13 protein-coding genes, 1 tRNA gene and 1 other RNA gene are annotated in these 17,480 nt (G+C 56.5%); 9 read left to right on the plus strand and 6 right to left on the minus strand.

All coding sequences use genetic code 11. The features are described 5' to 3' along the window. Positions 1-93: 93 nt before the first annotated feature. The 3 genes from ACYVJT_RS04630 to ACYVJT_RS04640 all read right to left on the minus strand — a co-directional run bounded on the left by ACYVJT_RS04630 (position 94) and on the right by ACYVJT_RS04640 (position 4,884). On the minus strand, positions 94-1,380 hold the full coding sequence (locus ACYVJT_RS04630) for an aspartate kinase (protein ID WP_343956530.1): 1,287 nt from the start codon (positions 1,378-1,380) through the stop codon (positions 94-96). Positions 1,381-1,443: 63 nt separating this feature from the next. Further along, positions 1,444-2,037: a recombination mediator RecR gene (recR, locus tag ACYVJT_RS04635; RefSeq protein WP_343956531.1), complete on the minus strand. Its 594-nt coding sequence runs from the start codon at positions 2,035-2,037 to the stop codon at positions 1,444-1,446. A gap of 27 nt (positions 2,038-2,064) precedes the next feature. Next, a complete protein-coding gene (locus ACYVJT_RS04640) occupies positions 2,065-4,884 on the minus strand; it encodes a DNA polymerase III subunit gamma and tau (protein WP_343956532.1) in 2,820 nt (939 codons plus the stop codon). A gap of 104 nt (positions 4,885-4,988) precedes the next feature. Here ACYVJT_RS04640 and ACYVJT_RS04645 point away from each other — a divergent pair, with 104 nt between their 5' ends. The 3 genes from ACYVJT_RS04645 (at position 4,989) to ACYVJT_RS04655 (ending at position 8,291) form a co-directional block, all read left to right on the plus strand. Beyond that, on the plus strand, positions 4,989-5,615 hold the full coding sequence (locus ACYVJT_RS04645; protein WP_343956533.1) for a malonic semialdehyde reductase: 627 nt from the start codon (positions 4,989-4,991) through the stop codon (positions 5,613-5,615). 77 nt (positions 5,616-5,692) lie between these two features. After that, positions 5,693-6,769, plus strand: a complete 1,077-nt coding sequence (locus ACYVJT_RS04650; protein WP_343956534.1) for a hypothetical protein — start codon at positions 5,693-5,695, stop codon at positions 6,767-6,769. A 7-nt stretch (positions 6,770-6,776) separates the two neighbouring features. After that, positions 6,777-8,291 (plus strand): asparagine synthetase B family protein, encoded by a 1,515-nt coding sequence (locus ACYVJT_RS04655; protein WP_343956535.1) that lies wholly within the window; start codon positions 6,777-6,779, stop codon positions 8,289-8,291. Here the strand turns inward: ACYVJT_RS04655 and ffs are convergent. Next, an RNA gene (gene ffs, locus ACYVJT_RS04660) (signal recognition particle sRNA small type) lies at positions 8,292-8,388 on the minus strand. It abuts the gene before it with no gap. A 132-nt stretch (positions 8,389-8,520) separates the two neighbouring features. On the opposite strand from ffs, the gene ACYVJT_RS04665 reads away from it, so the two are divergent. Together ACYVJT_RS04665 and ACYVJT_RS04670 are read left to right on the plus strand one after the other, a co-directional pair. Next, complete coding sequence (locus ACYVJT_RS04665; protein ID WP_343956536.1) at positions 8,521-9,246, plus strand: DsbA family oxidoreductase; 726 nt, start codon at positions 8,521-8,523, stop codon at positions 9,244-9,246. A gap of 88 nt (positions 9,247-9,334) precedes the next feature. Then, positions 9,335-9,419, plus strand: a tRNA-Ser gene (locus ACYVJT_RS04670). A 98-nt stretch (positions 9,420-9,517) separates the two neighbouring features. Here the strand turns inward: ACYVJT_RS04670 and ACYVJT_RS04675 are convergent. Then, positions 9,518-11,425, minus strand: a complete 1,908-nt coding sequence (locus tag ACYVJT_RS04675; protein WP_343956537.1) for a heavy metal translocating P-type ATPase — start codon at positions 11,423-11,425, stop codon at positions 9,518-9,520. 617 nt (positions 11,426-12,042) lie between these two features. On the opposite strand from ACYVJT_RS04675, the gene ACYVJT_RS04680 reads away from it, so the two are divergent. The 4 genes from ACYVJT_RS04680 (at position 12,043) to ACYVJT_RS04695 (ending at position 15,725) form a co-directional block, all read left to right on the plus strand. Next, on the plus strand, positions 12,043-13,134 hold the full coding sequence (locus tag ACYVJT_RS04680) for a quaternary amine ABC transporter ATP-binding protein (protein ID WP_343956538.1): 1,092 nt from the start codon (positions 12,043-12,045) through the stop codon (positions 13,132-13,134). Next, a complete protein-coding gene (locus tag ACYVJT_RS04685) occupies positions 13,135-13,965 on the plus strand; it encodes an ABC transporter permease (RefSeq protein WP_343956539.1) in 831 nt (276 codons plus the stop codon). A gap of 58 nt (positions 13,966-14,023) precedes the next feature. After that, positions 14,024-14,938 (plus strand): glycine betaine ABC transporter substrate-binding protein, encoded by a 915-nt coding sequence (locus ACYVJT_RS04690; RefSeq protein WP_343956540.1) that lies wholly within the window; start codon positions 14,024-14,026, stop codon positions 14,936-14,938. An 85-nt stretch (positions 14,939-15,023) separates the two neighbouring features. Continuing rightward, positions 15,024-15,725 carry a YoaK family protein gene (locus ACYVJT_RS04695; protein ID WP_343956542.1) on the plus strand — a complete coding sequence of 234 codons (702 nt, stop codon included), beginning with the start codon at positions 15,024-15,026 and terminating at the stop codon, positions 15,723-15,725. Between the two features lie 63 nt (positions 15,726-15,788). Here ACYVJT_RS04695 and aceB read toward each other — a convergent pair whose 3' ends face one another. After that, entirely contained in the window at positions 15,789-17,450 is a 1,662-nt protein-coding gene (gene aceB / locus ACYVJT_RS04700; protein ID WP_343956543.1) for a malate synthase A, read from the minus strand. Positions 17,451-17,480: the final 30 nt, after the last annotated feature.

A 17,480-nucleotide genomic window follows, 5' to 3' on the forward strand; every position in this document is an offset into this window, starting at 1 on the left:
AGTCACAGGCGTTTCTTCGCAATTGGACAGGAAACAAAAAACCACCGCAGAGAACTAGTTCTCTGCGGTGGCGCTCAGCTGTTTGTGCTGGGTTTAGCGTCCGGTACCACCGTGGACGGTGGCTTCTTCCTCAGCATCCAGTCCAAATGCGTTGTGAATTTCTTGTACCGCGGCAGCCAGTTTGTCTTCCGCGGTGACCACGGAGATGCGAATCTCGGAGGTCGAAATCAGATCGATGTTGGCTCCGGCCCGGTGGAGGGCATCGAAGAAGGTTGCCGAAACACCTGGGTTGGAACGCATGCCCGCACCGATCAACGAGATTTTGCCGATGTTGCGCTGGTGTGTGACATCGTCGAACCCGATACCTGCTTGGGCATCCCGCAAAGCGGCGATGGCCTCTTTGGTCTGATCCAGTGGCACTGTAAACGAGATGTCTGTTGCCCCAGCCCCGGCACGGGATGGGTTTTGGACGATCATGTCAATGTTGGTGTTGGACGACGCGACCACCTGGAAAATTTCTGCGGCTTTTCCTGGGATGTCTGGGACACCGACGATGGTGACTTTTGCTTCGGAGGTGTCATGTGCAACACCGGAGACGATTGGCTGTTCCATGGGCTGGCCTTCTGGTAGTTGGATGGTCTCTTGTTCATCTGGGATCACCCAGGTGCCTTCTTGCTCAGTGAACGAGGAGCGGACGTGGAGTTTCACACCGAAACGGCGGGCGTATTCAACGGAACGCAAATGGAGGATCTTGGATCCGGAGGCTGCCAGTTCCAGCATCTCTTCGGAAGAAATTTCATCGATCTTGCTGGCAGCTGGGACGACGCGGGGGTCGGCGGTAAAAATACCGTCCACGTCGGAGTAGATTTCGCAAGCATCCGCGTTGAGGGCGGCCGCGAGGGCAACAGCGGTTGTATCGGATCCGCCGCGCCCCATCGTGGTGATATCCTTGGATTCGGGGGACATGCCCTGAAAACCGGCGATAATGGCGACGTTGCCGTCATCGATTGCCTCTTGGATGCGTGTGGGGGAGACCCGGGTAATGCGGGCCTCGCCGTGGTACACGTCGGTGAGCATACCGGCCTGGGAACCGGTGAAGGAGCGTGCTTTGGAACCGTTGGAATCTACGGCCATGGCCAACAGGGCCATGGAGATGCGCTCACCAGCTGACAGGAGAATATCCATTTCACGTGCTGGGGCATCGTCGGTCACTTGACCGGCCAGATCCAGCAGATCATCTGTGGTGTCGCCCATCGCGGAAACGACGACAACAACTTGATGGCCGGCACGTTGTGTGGCGACCACTCGGCGGGCGACGCGTTGTATTCCTTCGGCGTCGGCGACAGATGAACCGCCGTATTTTTGGATGATCAGGCTCATAACTACCTTTTGGTTAGAAAATGGGACTGACGTTAAGTGTAGCGGCCAGGTGGCGGCGGGCCGCTAAAGTTTGCGGCGGCCTTCAAAGGCCCGCCCGAGCGTGACTTCATCGGCGTATTCAAGATCCCCACCGACGGGGAGCCCGGAGGCAAGGCGTGACAGCGTGAGCCCGACCGGTGAGAGCATGCGTGTCAGGTAGGTTGCGGTGGCTTCACCTTCGAGGTTGGGGTTGGTGGCGAGAATGACTTCGGTGACTTCTTCGTCCTGGAGGCGTGTGAGCAGTTCTCGTACGCGGAGTTGTTCGGGTCCGATGCCACCGATGGGGTTGATAGCTCCGCCGAGCACGTGGTAGCGGCCGTTGTAGGTGCGTGTGCGTTCGATGGCGATGACGTCTTGGGATTCTTCAACCACGCACAGCAGGCCTGCATCGCGGTGTTCATCACGGCAGATTGCACACGTGCTGTGTTCCGAGACGTTGAAGCAGATTTCACAGAGTCGAATTTTGGTTTTGACCTCGGTGATGGCTTCGGCCAGGGCGACCATGTCATCTTCTGGGGCTTCAAGAATGTGGAAGGCGATGCGCTGGGCAGACTTGGGGCCGATGCCCGGGAGTCTTCCGAGTTCATCGATGAGGGACTGGACCGCACCGTCGTACACGTTGGGGCCTTTCTATGGACGAGGGTTCTAAAGTTTCGGGGAGCCGTCTGCGTTGCGTTCTTCAACCAGACGAGCATTGAGCACGTTTTCGACGACGCTTCGGCCGGCGAGACCGGAGTCCTCGATGATTTCGTCATCATCCGACGCGTAATCATCGTCGTCATCGTCGGGTGTTTTTTCTTCTTGTACCGCGGGTTCGCCGTCCGTTTGTGTGGGTTGTTGGCCAGCGTATTGTGCGACCATTTCGGCAAAACGTGATCCCGCAGCAGGCTTGGTGTTTTCCTGCTGTGGTTTGTTGCCACCCGAGCTCGATGGGATGACGTCATTGAAACGCCGTTGGAACTCTTCGCGCAGCTCGGCTTCAGACTTGGCAAACGCCGGGGCGAAGGGCTCTTCGGCGGGTTCATTGCGGGGAATAAACCCGGCATAGCCGTCATCGGCAACCGGATCTGGACCCGTCGAAAGCTGTGGTTCTTCCGCAGGCGCTTGTTCGACCGGTGGGGTGGCTGCCGCAGGTGATTGTTGCGGCGCCTGGTGTGGAGGCGGTTGGTCTTGTGGCTGCTGTGATCCAACGTTTTGCCACGGATCTTCGGCCGGCATCCAGTCATCATCCGGTGGACCCCATTGGGAAGCTGGTTCACCCCAGTCTGATGCAGGTTGGCCCCACGCTTGGTCGGGTTCACCAGACCCCCAGCCTGCCACACCGGTGGCCGGCGGCTGCGGGTGAATCGGATTCGATTGTGGCGCGGGTTGCTGTGGCGAGGGTTGTTGCACGGGCTGCTGTTGAGCAGGTTGTGACGGCGCGACCGTCTGCGGGGGTGCTTGCGGTGAGGCTTGTTGTCCAGCGTTCTGCGGTGGTGGGACCGGGCTCGACTGCGGCGCCGGCTGCGTATGTTGTGCAGGTGGTTGGTGCTGGGCCGGTGGTTGCTGTGGTGCTGTGGGCGTTGGTTCGGGGGCAGCCTGGGCAGATGGTCTCTGTTCAGGCTGTGGCCGCTCGTCGCGGCTAGGTCCTTTTGGGGAACCACCGTCTGAGGTGCCCGAGATGAGATCCAGAGTGGGTTGGATGCCTAATACCTGGTTGAATCCCGCGGCGAGGAGTTTCTCTCCACCGCGCATCTGTACGGTATTGCGAGCGCCATCGTTGTCGAAGCCGATGGTCAACAGCTGGCCGTCAAAACCGACGACCTGTGCATTGCCGTTGATCGTCATCCAGATCAGACGCGATTCGTTTTTGAGATATTCCAGGACTTCTGGCCACGCACGACGCACCATCTCGACCTGGGATGGTTGCTGTTGTGCTGGGGCTTCTGGTGCTGCAGCCTGTGGTGGTTGTTGCGCGGCTGGTTGTTGCGGCTGTGCAGGGGGAGTCTGCTGCTGTGATTGTTGCGCCGCTGGCTGTGGTTGTGCCTGCTCTGGCTGCTGGTGCGACTGTTCCTGCGGTGCAGCGGTCGGCTCCGGCTCAGCTGCAGGAGTCGGTTCTGGGGCCGGTTCCGGAGACGGTGTATTGGCCGCCGGTTCGGGGGTTAGCTGTGGCGGTGGCTCAGACGGAGTCTCTTGTTGTTCGTCACGCACAAGCGCCGCACGTGCTGCTGCGGCACCGGACAGTCCGGTTTCTTGAGCCGCTGCGTGGTGCTGCGGCGGCGCGGGCTGAGTCGGCGTCGCATCGGGTGCTTCAGGTACGCCGCCGTATTCGATGCGACGCTCCAGTCGATCCATACGTGCCGCGAGTCCGCGTTCTGTCTCGTCGGTGGCCGGCAACATGAGGCGGGCCATCAACAGTTCTAAGTGCAGCCGCGGCGAGGTTGCCCCATTCATTTGCGTCAGTGCGGCAGCCGTAATATCTGCTGCACGCGAGACTTCGGCCGATCCCAACTGGTTTGCTTGGGCCTCGAGTCGCCGCAGCTGGTCCTCGGGCATACCGTGGAGGATCGCGGCGGCCTGTTCCGGAGCAGCTTTGGTGATCACCACATCACGGAAACGTTCGAGCAGATCCTGGACGAAGCGTTCTGGATCCTGGCCAGACTGCACGACCTGATCAACAACCCGAAACACAGTTGGTGAATCTTCAGCCGCCAGTGCATTGACGACATCATCGAGGAGGTTCTCTGGGGTAAAGCCCAACAGGTTCACGGCAAGGTCGTAGCCAACGCCGTCGTCGGTGGCACCGGCCAGCAGCTGGTCGAGGACCGACAGGGTGTCACGGACTGAACCACCACCGGCACGAATCACCAGCGACAAAACGCCCGGGGCAATCGGGATCTGTTCCTGGGAAGCAAGCGTCTCCAAGTACTGCATCAACGGCTCTGGCGGCACCAGACGGAACGGATAGTGATGGGTACGCGAGCGGATAGTCCCGATCACTTTATCGGGCTCGGTCGTGGCAAAAATAAACTTGATGTGTTCTGGCGGCTCTTCAACGATCTTTAGCAGCGCGTTGAAACCGGCCGAAGTGACCATGTGTGCTTCGTCAATGATGAAGACTTTGTACCGGTCACGGGTTGGTGCAAAGGTCGCACGTTCACGCAGATCGCGTGCGTCGTCCACACCACCGTGGGATGCCGCGTCGATTTCAATGACATCGAGCGAGCCCGGTCCACCGGTTGCCAGATCGGTGCAGGAATCGCATTGTCCGCACGGGTGGGCTGTGGGGCCCTGGGCACAGTTGAGGCAGCGTGCCAGAATTCTGGCCGACGTGGTTTTCCCACAACCGCGGGGACCCGAAAACAGGTAGGCATGATTGATCCGGTGTTTGTCGATGGCGTTGGCCAACGGCACAGTCACATGCTCTTGGCCAATAACCTGTTCAAACGTATCCGGCCGATAGCGGCGATATAAAGCGGTGGTCACTCTCAATACCCTAGCTTGCTGTCGTGGCAATCGTTAGCAGTACAATCTGCTGGCAGAACTCCCAGTCTAGACTTTAATCGTCCCGCTCGACGAAAGGAAAACTCATGGTGGAAACAGATCCGACCGACGCAGCCGTGGCAACGCGTGAGGTGCTCGATCGTGTCTTTACCGACGCACACACCACCAATACGTTTTCGCAAGGTCCAGTTGATCCCGTCATCATCGCCCAAGCTTATGAGGATATTCGGTGGGCTCCCACTCAAATGAATTCGCAACCGATGCGCATGACGCTGGTATATTCCGCCGATGCGAAGCAGCGACTTGATCCCCACATGAAGGGTGGAAATCGTGCCAAGACATTGGCTGCACCCATGACGATCATCGCGGCGTGGGATCCGCGATGGCATGACCATCTACCGCATTTGGCTCCGCACAAAGCGGGTGCGCATGACAAGCTCGACCCGGATCCGGTAGCACGCGAGCAGATAGCACAGGTCTCGGCCCACCTGCAGATTGGTTATTTGATCGTCGCCTTGCGGGCACATGGTTTACACGTTGGTCCGATGACTGGTTTTAACGCCGCACGCGTCGACGAGGAATTCCACACAGACACCGGGTGGAAAACCGCAGTCATCATCAACGCTGGTTGGAAACCAAACGATGACGACGCCAAAGCCGTTCGTCCACGTGCCGGCCGGTTATCCTTCGATGACGCCTGCCAGATCATATAGAACTAGTCATATTGCAACCCAAACTACCCGTCGACGTACACTACCAACGTATCCAACGGTCAAAAGGAGTCGGGAAAATGTGTGGGCCAGACGTTGCTGCGGCCATGGTCGAAGAACTCCGCTCAAGGATGCCGAATCCACCGCCCCAACAGTGTGCCATCGTCGTAGAAAACGATCCTGTTGGACGTGCTGTACTCGCACTGCTGTGGGAACACCGAAGTCATCTGACTATCTACCTCTTGACCCATAGTCCAGCCGCTGGTCATGAGCTCGCATTGCAGTCGGGCATCGCATCGGTCCGCAACGCCCCGGACGTCCACCTGCTTGCTGCCTACGAGCTGCCACAGGTGCTGGATAGTGACGGTGCGTTGATCTGGGCGGTGGAGGCAGCACGCACGGACGAAAGTGTTCAAAATATACTGGTGCGGCGAAACGTCGCGCAGACGTGGATGCCATTGGCAGGACCCTTCGATGCGCTTACACAACGGTACCCGGTGCAAACCGCGCCCAGCCACGAACTGATCCTGCGGGACATCATCCGAGACCATGCCAGGTTCCTGAACTTCTTCGGCGATCGGCTCAATCCCAAAGACCTCTATGAACGTTCCAAATACCCCGCGTGGATCGCACCACCTCAAGATTTTATGGCCGCGGTCCCACCCATGCAGCGTGTGACCACCGATGCGGACGGCAACACACTGGCCACCACCACCTTCGACGGAGCGTTGAGGCTCCACGCCGAGCATATGCTGCAGGATCACCGCACATGGATTGAGCTTGACCCCATACTTCAGGTGCTCGACGAGGCACGCTATGACATCATGGTGACCGTCAGTAGTGCGTATGAGAATCCCAACGCCAAGGGTGCGCTCGCAGTCCAAATCCACCGTGATGAAACATTGATGGCCTCGATCGACATCGCGACCTCGCCGGCTGAAGTACAAGTCCCCATACGCGCTGTTCCACACAGTGCACGCCTGAGGATCTCCGTGGTGGCGCTGAAAGATAATCCGAGAACATCCTGGTCCAAGGCATCGCACACGGAACTTCGCGTCGCAATACATCCCGAAGGGACCTATGCTGCGCCGCGGGGCACTGGCAAAGCGAAAGCCTGGTTGAAACGATTCACTTCACGCCGCCAACCTGCTACATAGGAGCAACATGGTAACGCCCACCTGGACACGACTGTATGCCCGAGGCTTTTTCCTGAGTTCTGAACCGGTGGCGATCTTCGAAGAGCTTGCACACTATCGCTGGTACGATCTTGCAGGAGACGTGCTCTTTGCCGATGAGATCACCGAGGTGGGGATTGCCTACAAGGGAGATGATTGGCTCGTCACGATCGGCAAGCTGTTGCCCTTGTCTACCGGGGCGATCGACCCGCGTGCCGCCACAATCGCTGATGATCTCCTGGAGCTCTTTCAGCGCGATGGCTTTACAGGCACTGAGCGGGCGCTCTACGACATTGGTGGACGGCATGCGGTGCTGTTGAAATCAAAGGGCCGCATTATTGCCTATAACGATGCCGCAGGTCACCGCACCGTGTACTTCAACCAGGCACAACAGCGCATCGCCTCCCACTTTGACATGCTGCAGCTGCTCACCTCCACACCGACCTCATCATGCCCGTTTGATAGTGAACGGCCCGCCACCTCACCCGACGGTCTGTGGGATGTCACCGGAAACCCGGATATTAAAGCGCTGCTCCCGAATCATCGGTTGCATTTGCACGACGGGTCTCAACCGCGCTTCGGGCTCATGAACCCGAACCCGTATAAAAACGTGGACTGGGCTGAAAAAGTTGAGACGATCCACCAGTTGTGGGACGAGCAGCTGCAACAACTGTTTGCGATGGCGCCACAGCATCGTCTCGGCATCTCGCTATCTGGAGGACTCGATTCACGCACAGTGCTGGCACACATGCGCCCGTATCTAGACAACGTCACGGCTTTTACCTATACGGCGTCCAACGTGAAAACGGGCAAGACTCCGACGTCATTTTGGCAGCGCACCATGGTGACCGACCACAATGTGCTGATGCAGCTTGCCGATCACTTACCCAAGGATTTTCATGTGCTCGTCAAGCCGAGAACACCGAATCTGACAGCAGACGACATCGCGGTGATGGAACGTAATGCGATGCGAAATCATGGGCAACCAATGGTGCGCATGTATAAAGACATCTTTCCCAATGTGAATAGTATTCACGTGCGCGGTAACTTCGTCGAAATGGGCCGCTTGATCCGGGGACAGTTAGATATTCCCGGAAGAAAAGATCGTCTGGCTCCGGTGTTGAGTGAAGTCGTGCGTCGAAGAAAACCCGATGTGGAAGCCTTTGCACCTTTCTTTTGGAACAAAGTTGATCAATTTCAATACGATCTACTGCACGACGATGTCGAATACACCGATACGTATCATTGGGAAAACCGGTCGTCACGTTGGTATGCGGAAATTGCGAACGAAACGGACATGGTGTTCGATTCGATCGTGCCGGTCAATGCGCGGCGAATCTATGAGATCCTTCTGAGTCCCCGCCGGGATGTTCGCCCCGGGGCCCAGTTACAAGTGGACTTGATCCATCGTGCCTGGCCAGAACTCTTGGCCTATGGTTTCAATGATGAAAAAGATCGGTACACCACCACCGTGCGCAAGCAGTTGTTAGAACAACAGGCTTAACCCAAGAACCCCTCACGCACCTGTCAGAGCATACCGACCCTTGCTGCATTCCTGCCCTGGGGGAGTTAAGTAAGATGGCACCGCGTGAGGGGCCGGAGTCCATAATACCAATTTGTGGCCAAAGAGCGAATTCGAGTTGAATCGTTCACTGCTGGTGATTTGAACGATGAAAACACGCTGTTGGGAAACAGCGTTGCCCGCGTTTGAAAGCGCGTGCCACAGTGTAGGCATGAGAATTGATATCTGGTCTGACATTGCCTGCCCGTGGTGCTACATCGGGCTCACCCGTTTTGAACAAGCCCTCGAAGCATTCCCACACAAGGACGCGGTAGAAGTGCACTATCGGACGTTCCAATTGGATCCCAGCTTGCCCGAACGCGATGACCGCAGCGAAATGCAGTACCTCGCCGAAACAAAAGGGATGCCTTCGAACCAAGTTCACCAAATGCTCGAGACCGTGGCATCGCACGGCAAAAAAGCTGGTCTCGACTTCAACATGGACGACGTTGTCGTGGCGAACTCTTGGACCGCCCACCGTTTATTGCACCTGGCAAAAGAGCACGATCACGACGTCACAGACCATGACCAGAAGATCACGTCGGTGTTGAAACGTGAATTACTCGCGGGGCATTTCGCACACGGACTCGACCTGTCGGACCACGACCAACTTGTCCAAGTCGCCGTCTCAGTTGGTCTCCAAGAAGATCGGGTTCGCCAAGTGCTGGCGTCAGATGAATTCAACGCCCAGGCCCAAGCCGATGTCGACCAAGCCCGTTCACTAGGTGTCAGTGCGGTCCCAACCTATGTTTTGGCGGAAAAGTATGCGCTGCCCGGCGCACAATCGGTCGAGACCTTCAGTGGAGCACTGACACAAGTCTGGGATGAACTCAATCCGGCCCCACTCCAGACTCTGGGTGCTGACGGGGATGCATGTGGGGCTGAGGGCTGCGACTAACGAGGAACGCGTCATTTTGCGTATTCGCTTGTGGATGGGCTATGCTAAATCTGGTCTTTGCAAGATGAACATTTTGCAAAGTTCTCCTGGAGGATTCGCATAGCGGCCTAGTGCGCACGCCTGGAACGCGTGTTGGGTGAAAGCCCTCAGGGGTTCAAATCCCCTATCCTCCGCGCGACATAAAACCCTGCTGGATCGTTGATCTGGCGGGGTTTTTGCGTTGGTCCTAACCCAGGATTGGCGTCCAGAACAGGCGGAAACTAGTCCACTGCTAGGTCGCGCTTTTGATATTGGATACTTCGGTGCTGGCCGACCTCAAAGTAGCCGAAGGCAAATTGCGATAGAGGCGGAGCGCTCGCAGTGCTACCACGATCGCGACAATGTCAACGACTTCCTGGAGGAGCGCACCGATCGTGGCCGGTAGGTAACCAAAGGCTGCAATCGTCATTAAACCGATAGAGACTGCCATGCCGAACCACATCGATTGCATTGCGATGGCTACGGTTCGGCGAGAAATGTGCACGACATCGGCTAAGCGTGAGAAGTTTTCCGAGGTGATGACGGCATCTGCTGATTCAGAAGCCGCCGTAGCGCCACGGGCGCCCATGGCGATACCGACATCTGCGGTAGCCAGGATAGGCGCATCATTGATGCCATCACCCACCATCAAAGTTGGCGCTGGAAGTTTTTGCACGATATAAACTTTGTCTGTAGGTGTCATGGAGGCGTGTACTTGGTCCGCGGAGAATTGCACTTCCTTAGCGACAGCCAGCGCGGTGCCTCGCATGTCCCCGGTTACCATAACCATGTCCTCAACCCCGTGGTCGGCTAACCAGTTCAGGGTTGCGGTAGAAGTTTGACGAAGTGGGTCCGACAGTACGATGATGCCCAGCAGCTCTTGGTCCCGTGCCACGTATACGGCAGTTTCGCCGGCGCGTAGTTCCGTTTCGGTAAACGCCGGGACAACTTCGGCAATAAATGCGGATTTTCCCACACGAAGTTGTTCCCCTACTTCTGTGGTTGCAGTAACGCCATTGGTGGCAATTTCCTCTGCATCAGCGATGCCAACGGGCTCGACATTTTCTGACCGCGCATAGTTGACGATGGGGTCGGCGAAGACGTGCACCGAGTACTGTTCTGCCGATGCCGCCATCTGGAGGGTCTCGTGTGCGGTGCCCTTTACTGGTTCAACACGAGCCACGGTGGGTTCCCCGCGGGTCAGTGTGCCGGTCTTGTCAAAAGCAGCAGACTTGATCTTAGCCAGCCGTTCCAGTGTGCCCCCGTCTTTGATAATGACATTGGCACGAGCCGCCGAGGACATCCCGCCCATGAAGGAAACCGGGGCTCCGATGAGTAGGGGACAGGGGGTCGCAACAACCAGGACTTCGGCGAATCGGACTGGATCTCCTGAATACCACCAGGCGACCCCGGCGACAATGAGCGAAACGATCGTAAAAGGTACAGCGTAACGATCTGCCAATCGCACCATTGGTGCGCGTGAACTGACCGCTTCTTCCACCAGTTGCACGATTTTTGAGTAGTGTGAGTCCGCCGCGGTGGAGGTCGCAATCATGTGAAAGGTACCGGTGCCGTTGATAGTTCCAGAAATAATGTCCTGTCCCGAATGTTTTGTAACGGGTAAGGACTCGCCGGTGACTGATGATTCGTCCAGGGACGCATAGTCAGAACTTAACTGTCCGTCAACCGGCACGACTTCCGAGCCACGAACTACCAATTGATCGCCAACTTGGACCTCGTCTATGCTCACGCGGTGAACGGTGACGCCATCCACATCCAGCACGTGAGCAAACGTAGGTTTTCTCATAATGAGCGCATCGAGCTGTCGAGAGGCACGACCCGCTGCCATATCCTCAAGTGCCTCGCCCCCGGTGAGCATCAAGGCAATAATCAACCCGGCCAGGTATTCTTCAACGGCCAGGGTAGCCACCATCGCGACCACCGCCAGGATGTCTAAACCCCAGTGGCCGGCCTTGAGTTCGCGCAACATGTCGATACCCGTTAAGACAATGGTCATACCGACCACAAGGTAAGCGGTGACGGCCAGCGCTGTGGGCATATTGGCGAAGAAGAAGACAACACCCAATATCAGGCCAATTACAACCAGCAGGACAACAGGATGCAGTAGTGGATGTCGGACTTCGCGCGTGTTCTGGCTCATGTCACACAATGATGGTCTGACGTGCCGATAATTTCCACCAAGGAAAGCCATCCCTAACTCTGACGGGCGGAAATTTCGGCTATGTTTTGCGGCAACGTCGAGTAGGAGGAGCCGTGTTACCTCCGGTGGACGCATCAAGATTGAAGCGTTTATTGAGTAAAATACCTGGATATTCGTTCGCCTGAAGCGTAGGGGATCGAGTGGTGACATGTATTCTTTGAGAACGCGCCTCTACCTTTACAGTGAGTCTGGGAGTGGACCGTTGTGACCGACCAAATACCGGAAAATTGACGTGAATAGACCACTGCAACGCAAAAAGGTTGGTATTTTATGGTGTAGCTCACTTTATTGCAAGCCTTTGTCCTGTACTGGCAATAACGTTTTGGCTGTTGTCAAATTAAACAGTCAATACCTGATAACAGTCTGGCTAGAGTCTGTAATTGTCCTGCCAATCTTGTTACCGTTGGAACTCTAGGGGTTGTGTCTACAAATACTGGTCCTGTATTTCAGGGCAGTGAGTAGGACGCGACCTGTATTTGTTTTTTGTTAGCAAGTCGCACATAAAAGGACGTGAGGAGGAGCTCACCCGCCACTAGGTGGCGGTGGGTCAAAGCACCATGAGCGAACCAAGCACAGGCCAACCCGTAGTACGGGTTGAGAATGTTTATAAGATCTTTGGTCGGCGTCCCAAAGCTGTCGTAGAGCGGATGCGCAACGGCGCGACTCGTCAGGATGTTGCAAAAGAGGGAACAGCTGCCGTTATTAACGCAAGCTTCAATGTATACCCCGGTGAAATTTTCGTTGTCATGGGGTTGTCCGGTTCGGGTAAGTCGACGCTGATCCGTACTCTCAACGAGCTCCAGCCCGCGACCTCCGGTACCGTCGAAATTTTAGGCCAGGACCTAGCAAAGCTTTCCCCCAAAGAACTTCGAGCTCTTCGTTCCGAACACATTTCGATGGTGTTCCAGCACTTCGCGCTCTTTCCACATTGGACTGTGGCAGAAAATGCTGCCTACAGTCTAGAAACCCAGGGCGTTGCCAAAGAAAAGCGCTTCGAGGAAGCTCAAGTGGTGCTCGAAGCCGTCGGCCTAAAAGGATGGGAGAACTCGTACCCATCCGAGCTTTCTGGCGGTATGCAGCAGCGTGTTGGTCTCGCTCGCGCTTTGGCAGCAGGTACCGACATCATGCTTATGGACGAAGCGTTTTCCGCGCTCGACCCGCTGATTCGTCGTGAGATGCAGGAGGAGCTCAAACAGATTCAGGCTCGACTTGGCCGAACCATTGTGTTCATTACGCACGATCTGAATGAAGCCATGTTCCTCGGAGACCGTATCGCCGTAATGAAAGACGGTGAGATTGCACAGATTGGTACACCAGAACAGATCTTGTCCGAACCAGCAGATGACTACGTCGCATCATTTACCTCCGACGTGGATCGTGCTCGGGTGCTCACCGCAGAATCCATCATGGTGCAAGCACAAGAACTCACTGAAGAAGATCGCATTGCGTTCGAACGCAAAACACTGACGGTCAAACACGACGCGACACTGCAGCAGATCGTTCCAATTGTTTTGGAAGCGCAGGGACCAATCGCCGTGGAAGGTGAAGGCTCGAGTGACCACGTAGGGTACATTCGTCTCGCCACCCTCCTCGAAGCCCTCACACCACAACAATCCGAAGTCGTCGGCGGCGCAGGGGAGGCACGCTAAATGGAATTTCCACTACCACGTATCCCATTGGGTGACTGGGTTGAAGTCATCCTTGATTGGGTACTTGCTACCCTCGGCGGATTCTTTACCGTCATCCGCAACCTCCTAGAAGACGCCTACGAACTCCTGCTCTGGGCACTCAGTACCCCAGAGTGGTGGATGGTCACCCTCGTGCTAGCTGGTCTCGGCTGGTGGCTGCGCAGTTGGAAACTCGCCCTGGGTACCGTCATCGGCTTCATTCTGATTGTTGGCGTGAACCAGTGGGAAAACGCCATGTCGACACTCTCGTTGGTTGTCATTGCGACGCTGATCGCCGTGATTATCGCGATTCCACTGGGCATTTTGGCCGCGAAATCTCAGGTTGCGTCCAAGATTCTGCGTCCCGTCATGGACTTCATGCAGACCATGCCGCCGATGGTGTACCTCATTCCCGCACTGGTTATTTTCCGCGTGGGTGTTGTCCCCGGCATGGTTGCTACCGTCATCTTTGCGATGGCGCCCGGCGTACGCTTTACCGAACTCGGTATTCGTGGCGTTGACTCCGAGGTTGTCGAAGCTGGTAAGGCATTCGGCTCGACTCCGGGCAAGATCTTGCGCCAAATTCAACTGCCCTTGGCAATGCCAACCATTATGGCCGGTGTAAACCAGGTCATCATGCTCTCGCTGTCCATGGTCGTGATCGCCGGTATGGTCGGCGCAGGCGGCCTTGGTGGTGAAGTCGTTGCCTCGCTGAACCGTATTAACGCTGGCCTTGGTTTCGAGTCCGGTCTCGCCGTGGTCATCCTGGCCATGTACCTCGACCGGCTCACCTCGATTCAAGCGAAGTCATAGAACCGCGCAAATCTCGCACTCTTAAGCTCTATATTCGAAGATAGAAAGGAACACGTTGATGATGAAATCACGTATATTCAAATCCGCAGCCGCACTCTCCGTAGCTGCTCTGGCGCTCACTGCTTGTGGCGACAACGGCGGAGACAATGGGGGCGACAACGCCGCCGGAGGCGAAGGTGGTGGCGAGATCACCATCGGTGTCTTCAACGGGTGGGAAGAAGGCATTGCCGCTTCTGAACTGTGGGCCTATGTTCTCGAGGAAGAAGGCTACGACGTCACCCTCGAGTACGCAGACCCAGCTCCTGTCTACTCTGGTGTCTCCACTAATGACTACAACTTCACGCTCGACACTTGGCTGCCAGTGACGCACGGTGACTACGTCGAAGAGTACAGCGAGGACATGACAGATCTGGGTGTCTGGAACGACGAATCCTCGCTGCACCTTGCAGTAAACGAGGACGCCCCAATTGAGTCACTCGATGAGTTGGCTGAAAACGCGGACGAGTTCAACAACGAGATTGTTGGTATCGATCCAGGCGCAGGCCTCACACAGACCACTGAGGAAGAGGTCATTCCAACCTACGGCCTGGAAGACATGGAGTACACCACCTCCAGTACCCCAGCAATGCTGCAGGAACTCGAAACCGCTACTGAAGCGGGCGAAAACATTGTCGTGACTCTGTGGCGTCCACACTGGGCATACGACGCCTACCCTGTTCGTGACCTGGAAGATCCAGAAGGTGCGCTCGGTGGGGCCGAAAGCATTCACACCTATGCGAATACCGAATGGGCCGAAGATGAAGCCAATGCTGACGTAGTCGGCTGGCTCGAGAACTTCGAAATGGATTCGGAAACGTTGTACTCGTTGGAAAACGTTATGTTCAACGAGAACCCGGATGCTGACGACTACCGTCCAATCGTTGAAGAATGGGCTGCAGAGAACCAAGAATACGTTGATGGCCTGACAAGCTAGTCCTGCCTCAACTTACTAACAGCCGCTGGCTTCCACCACCCATATGGAAGCCAGCGGCTACTTTTAACACAGCGGAAGGACACTTTTGGCAACATCGCTCACAACACGGCAGCAATTTGTCGCCACTGGACTCACCGCCAACGCAGGATTCGTCGACGGCCTCTTTTTCATCCACCTCGGCGGATATTTCGTGTCCTTCATGTCTGGGAACTCCACCCGAGCAGCAGCCGACCTCGCCCAGGGCGACTTCTCAGGATGGCTAGCCGCATCGCTGCTCATCGTCGGGTTTCTCATCGGTGTGATGTTGTCATCCTTCGCGGTTCGCTTCGGCCCTCAACGCTTCCATCCACCCGCAGAATCGTTGCTCTCCGAACAGATTACGCCACACGGTTCAGCCGTCTGGACCGCCTACATACTGATGCTGCTCGGCGGGACCACCGCTATGATTCCGACAACCGAAATGGTGGCCCCATTCATCGTGGCCTCGGCAACCGGGGCCATCAACGGGACGTTTACCCGCAGAGGCGAGGTCACCGTTGGGCTGACGTATATGACCGGAACTCTCGTGAAAATGGGCCAATCCTTGGCGTCCGCCATCGCTCTGCGCTCTTCGGTCTATTTGTCACGGTTTCTCAGGTATCTCATCCTCTGGTTGGCGATTGCTATCGGTGCACTGGTTGGCGGCTGGGCATATCTTGAATTCGGGTTAGCTGCCATTTGGCTGTCGGTGCTTGCCATGACCGGACTGGTGGTTGCTGTGACATGGCGGGCGGCGAAGCGACGTTAAAAGGGGTGTGGGGTCTACCCGCCGAAGCGAATAGACCCCACGAACTGTGAGCACACGAGGAAGTTATGCGCTGACTTTCGCGTCAGCGGAGAGGTAGCGTTCATACGCCGGCAGCGTCAGGAAGTCCTCGAACTTTTCTGACAGTGCGGATTCGGCAAACAGTTCTTTTGCGTGATCCAGGCGGTCACCGTCGTAGCGTGTCAGCCCAGCGAAGCCTTCTTCAATCTTCTGACTGACCCACTCGGTGGTGATGGTCTTGGTCGAACCATCTGTACGCTGGGCCTGCGTTCCGGTATGGATCCACTGCCAGATCTGTGAACGGGAGATTTCTGCGGTGGCAGCATCCTCCATCAGTCCATTGATGGCAGCGGCGCCGGAACCGTTGAGCCAAGCATCCATGTATCGGATACCGACTTCAATATTGGTGTCTAAGCCAGCCTCGGTGATCGAACCCGTCGTGGCCTGTACATTGATGAGCGCATCCGCCGACGGGACGACATCTTCACGCTTATTGGTACGAATCTGGTGTGGTGCATCGAGCAACAGTTCATCGAAGACACCCATACAGGTTGGTACCAGACCGGGGTGGGCAACCCACGAACCATCGAAGCCATCTTTGGCTTCACGAGTCTTATCCTCGCGAACCTTCCGCAACGCTTCTTTGGTGCGTTCTGGGTTTGACGACTCGGGAATAAACGCTGCCATCCCGCCGATCGCTGATGCACCACGTTTGTGACAGGTGCGCACCAGCAAATCGGTGTAGGCCCGCATCATCGGCTGCGTCATCGAGACATCAGCACGGTCCGGCAACACATAGTCTGCACCAGAGTCGCGGTAGGTCTTAATGATGGAGAAGATGTAATCCCAACGCCCGGCGTTCAACCCGGCGGCGTGGTCACGCAGTTGGTAGAGGATTTCCTCCATCTGGAAGGCCGCGGTGATCGTCTCGATCAACACGGTGGCACGAATGGTGCCCTGGGGAATACCCAAGTAATCCTGCGCCTTGTTGAATACGCAGTTCCACCAGCGAGCTTCTAGATGATGTTCGAGTTTCGGCAGGTAGTAGTACGGGCCGCGACCCAGCTCGACGAGTTTTGCGGCGTTGTGGAAGAAGTACAGCCCGAAGTCCATCAGGGAACCGGCCAGCGGCTCACCGTCAACTTCGATGTGGGACTCATCGAGGTGCAGTCCACGGGGTCGCACGATGATCGTTGGCATCTGGGCTAATGCTGGTTTCTTGAGTCGGTAGGCCTTGCCCTGTTCCGAAGTGAAATCAATATCATGACGGATCGCGTCATAGAGGTTGACCTGACCGCTGATCATATTGTCCCAGTACGGGGAGGAGGCGTCCTCAAAGTCAGCCAGCCAGCATTTTGCTCCCGAGTTCAGGGCGTTGATCGTCATTTTTCGGTCCACCGGTCCGGTGATCTCGACGCGACGGTCTTTGAGCCCCGGGGCAAGGGGAGCAACCCGCCATGAATCGTCTTCACGGATGGTACGGGTCGATTTTTCAAAGTCCAGTTGTTCACCTGCTGCCACTTTTGCCCGGGCGTCCTTGCGCGCTGCAAGCAGTTCGAGGCGTTTGGTGTTTTGTTTGGTGTGCAGGTAGCCCAGAAATTCCAGGGCTTCGTCGGTGAGGACTTCGCGCTGCCGTGCATCGAGTTCACCGAACACGGCAACCGAGATGCCTTGTGGTGTTGTGTGTTGGATAGTTGGTGATGCCATGGCGGGTGCTCCTTAGCTTGCCTAGCGAAT

The organism is Yaniella soli (assembly GCF_054782375.1).

Coding starts and splice junctions, on each gene's coding strand:
- aceB (WP_343956543.1), bottom strand. CDS start 17,450: ATGGCATCACCAACTATCCAACACACAACACCACAAGGCATCTCGGTT.
- ACYVJT_RS04680 (WP_343956538.1), top strand. CDS start 12,043: ATGAGCGAACCAAGCACAGGCCAACCCGTAGTACGGGTTGAGAATGTT.
- ACYVJT_RS04645 (WP_343956533.1), top strand. CDS start 4,989: ATGGTGGAAACAGATCCGACCGACGCAGCCGTGGCAACGCGTGAGGTG.
- ACYVJT_RS04630 (WP_343956530.1), bottom strand. CDS start 1,380: ATGAGCCTGATCATCCAAAAATACGGCGGTTCATCTGTCGCCGACGCC.
- ACYVJT_RS04655 (WP_343956535.1), top strand. CDS start 6,777: ATGGTAACGCCCACCTGGACACGACTGTATGCCCGAGGCTTTTTCCTG.
- ACYVJT_RS04690 (WP_343956540.1), top strand. CDS start 14,024: ATGATGAAATCACGTATATTCAAATCCGCAGCCGCACTCTCCGTAGCT.
- ACYVJT_RS04685 (WP_343956539.1), top strand. CDS start 13,135: ATGGAATTTCCACTACCACGTATCCCATTGGGTGACTGGGTTGAAGTC.
- ACYVJT_RS04665 (WP_343956536.1), top strand. CDS start 8,521: ATGAGAATTGATATCTGGTCTGACATTGCCTGCCCGTGGTGCTACATC.
- ACYVJT_RS04675 (WP_343956537.1), bottom strand. CDS start 11,425: ATGAGCCAGAACACGCGCGAAGTCCGACATCCACTACTGCATCCTGTT.
- ACYVJT_RS04650 (WP_343956534.1), top strand. CDS start 5,693: ATGTGTGGGCCAGACGTTGCTGCGGCCATGGTCGAAGAACTCCGCTCA.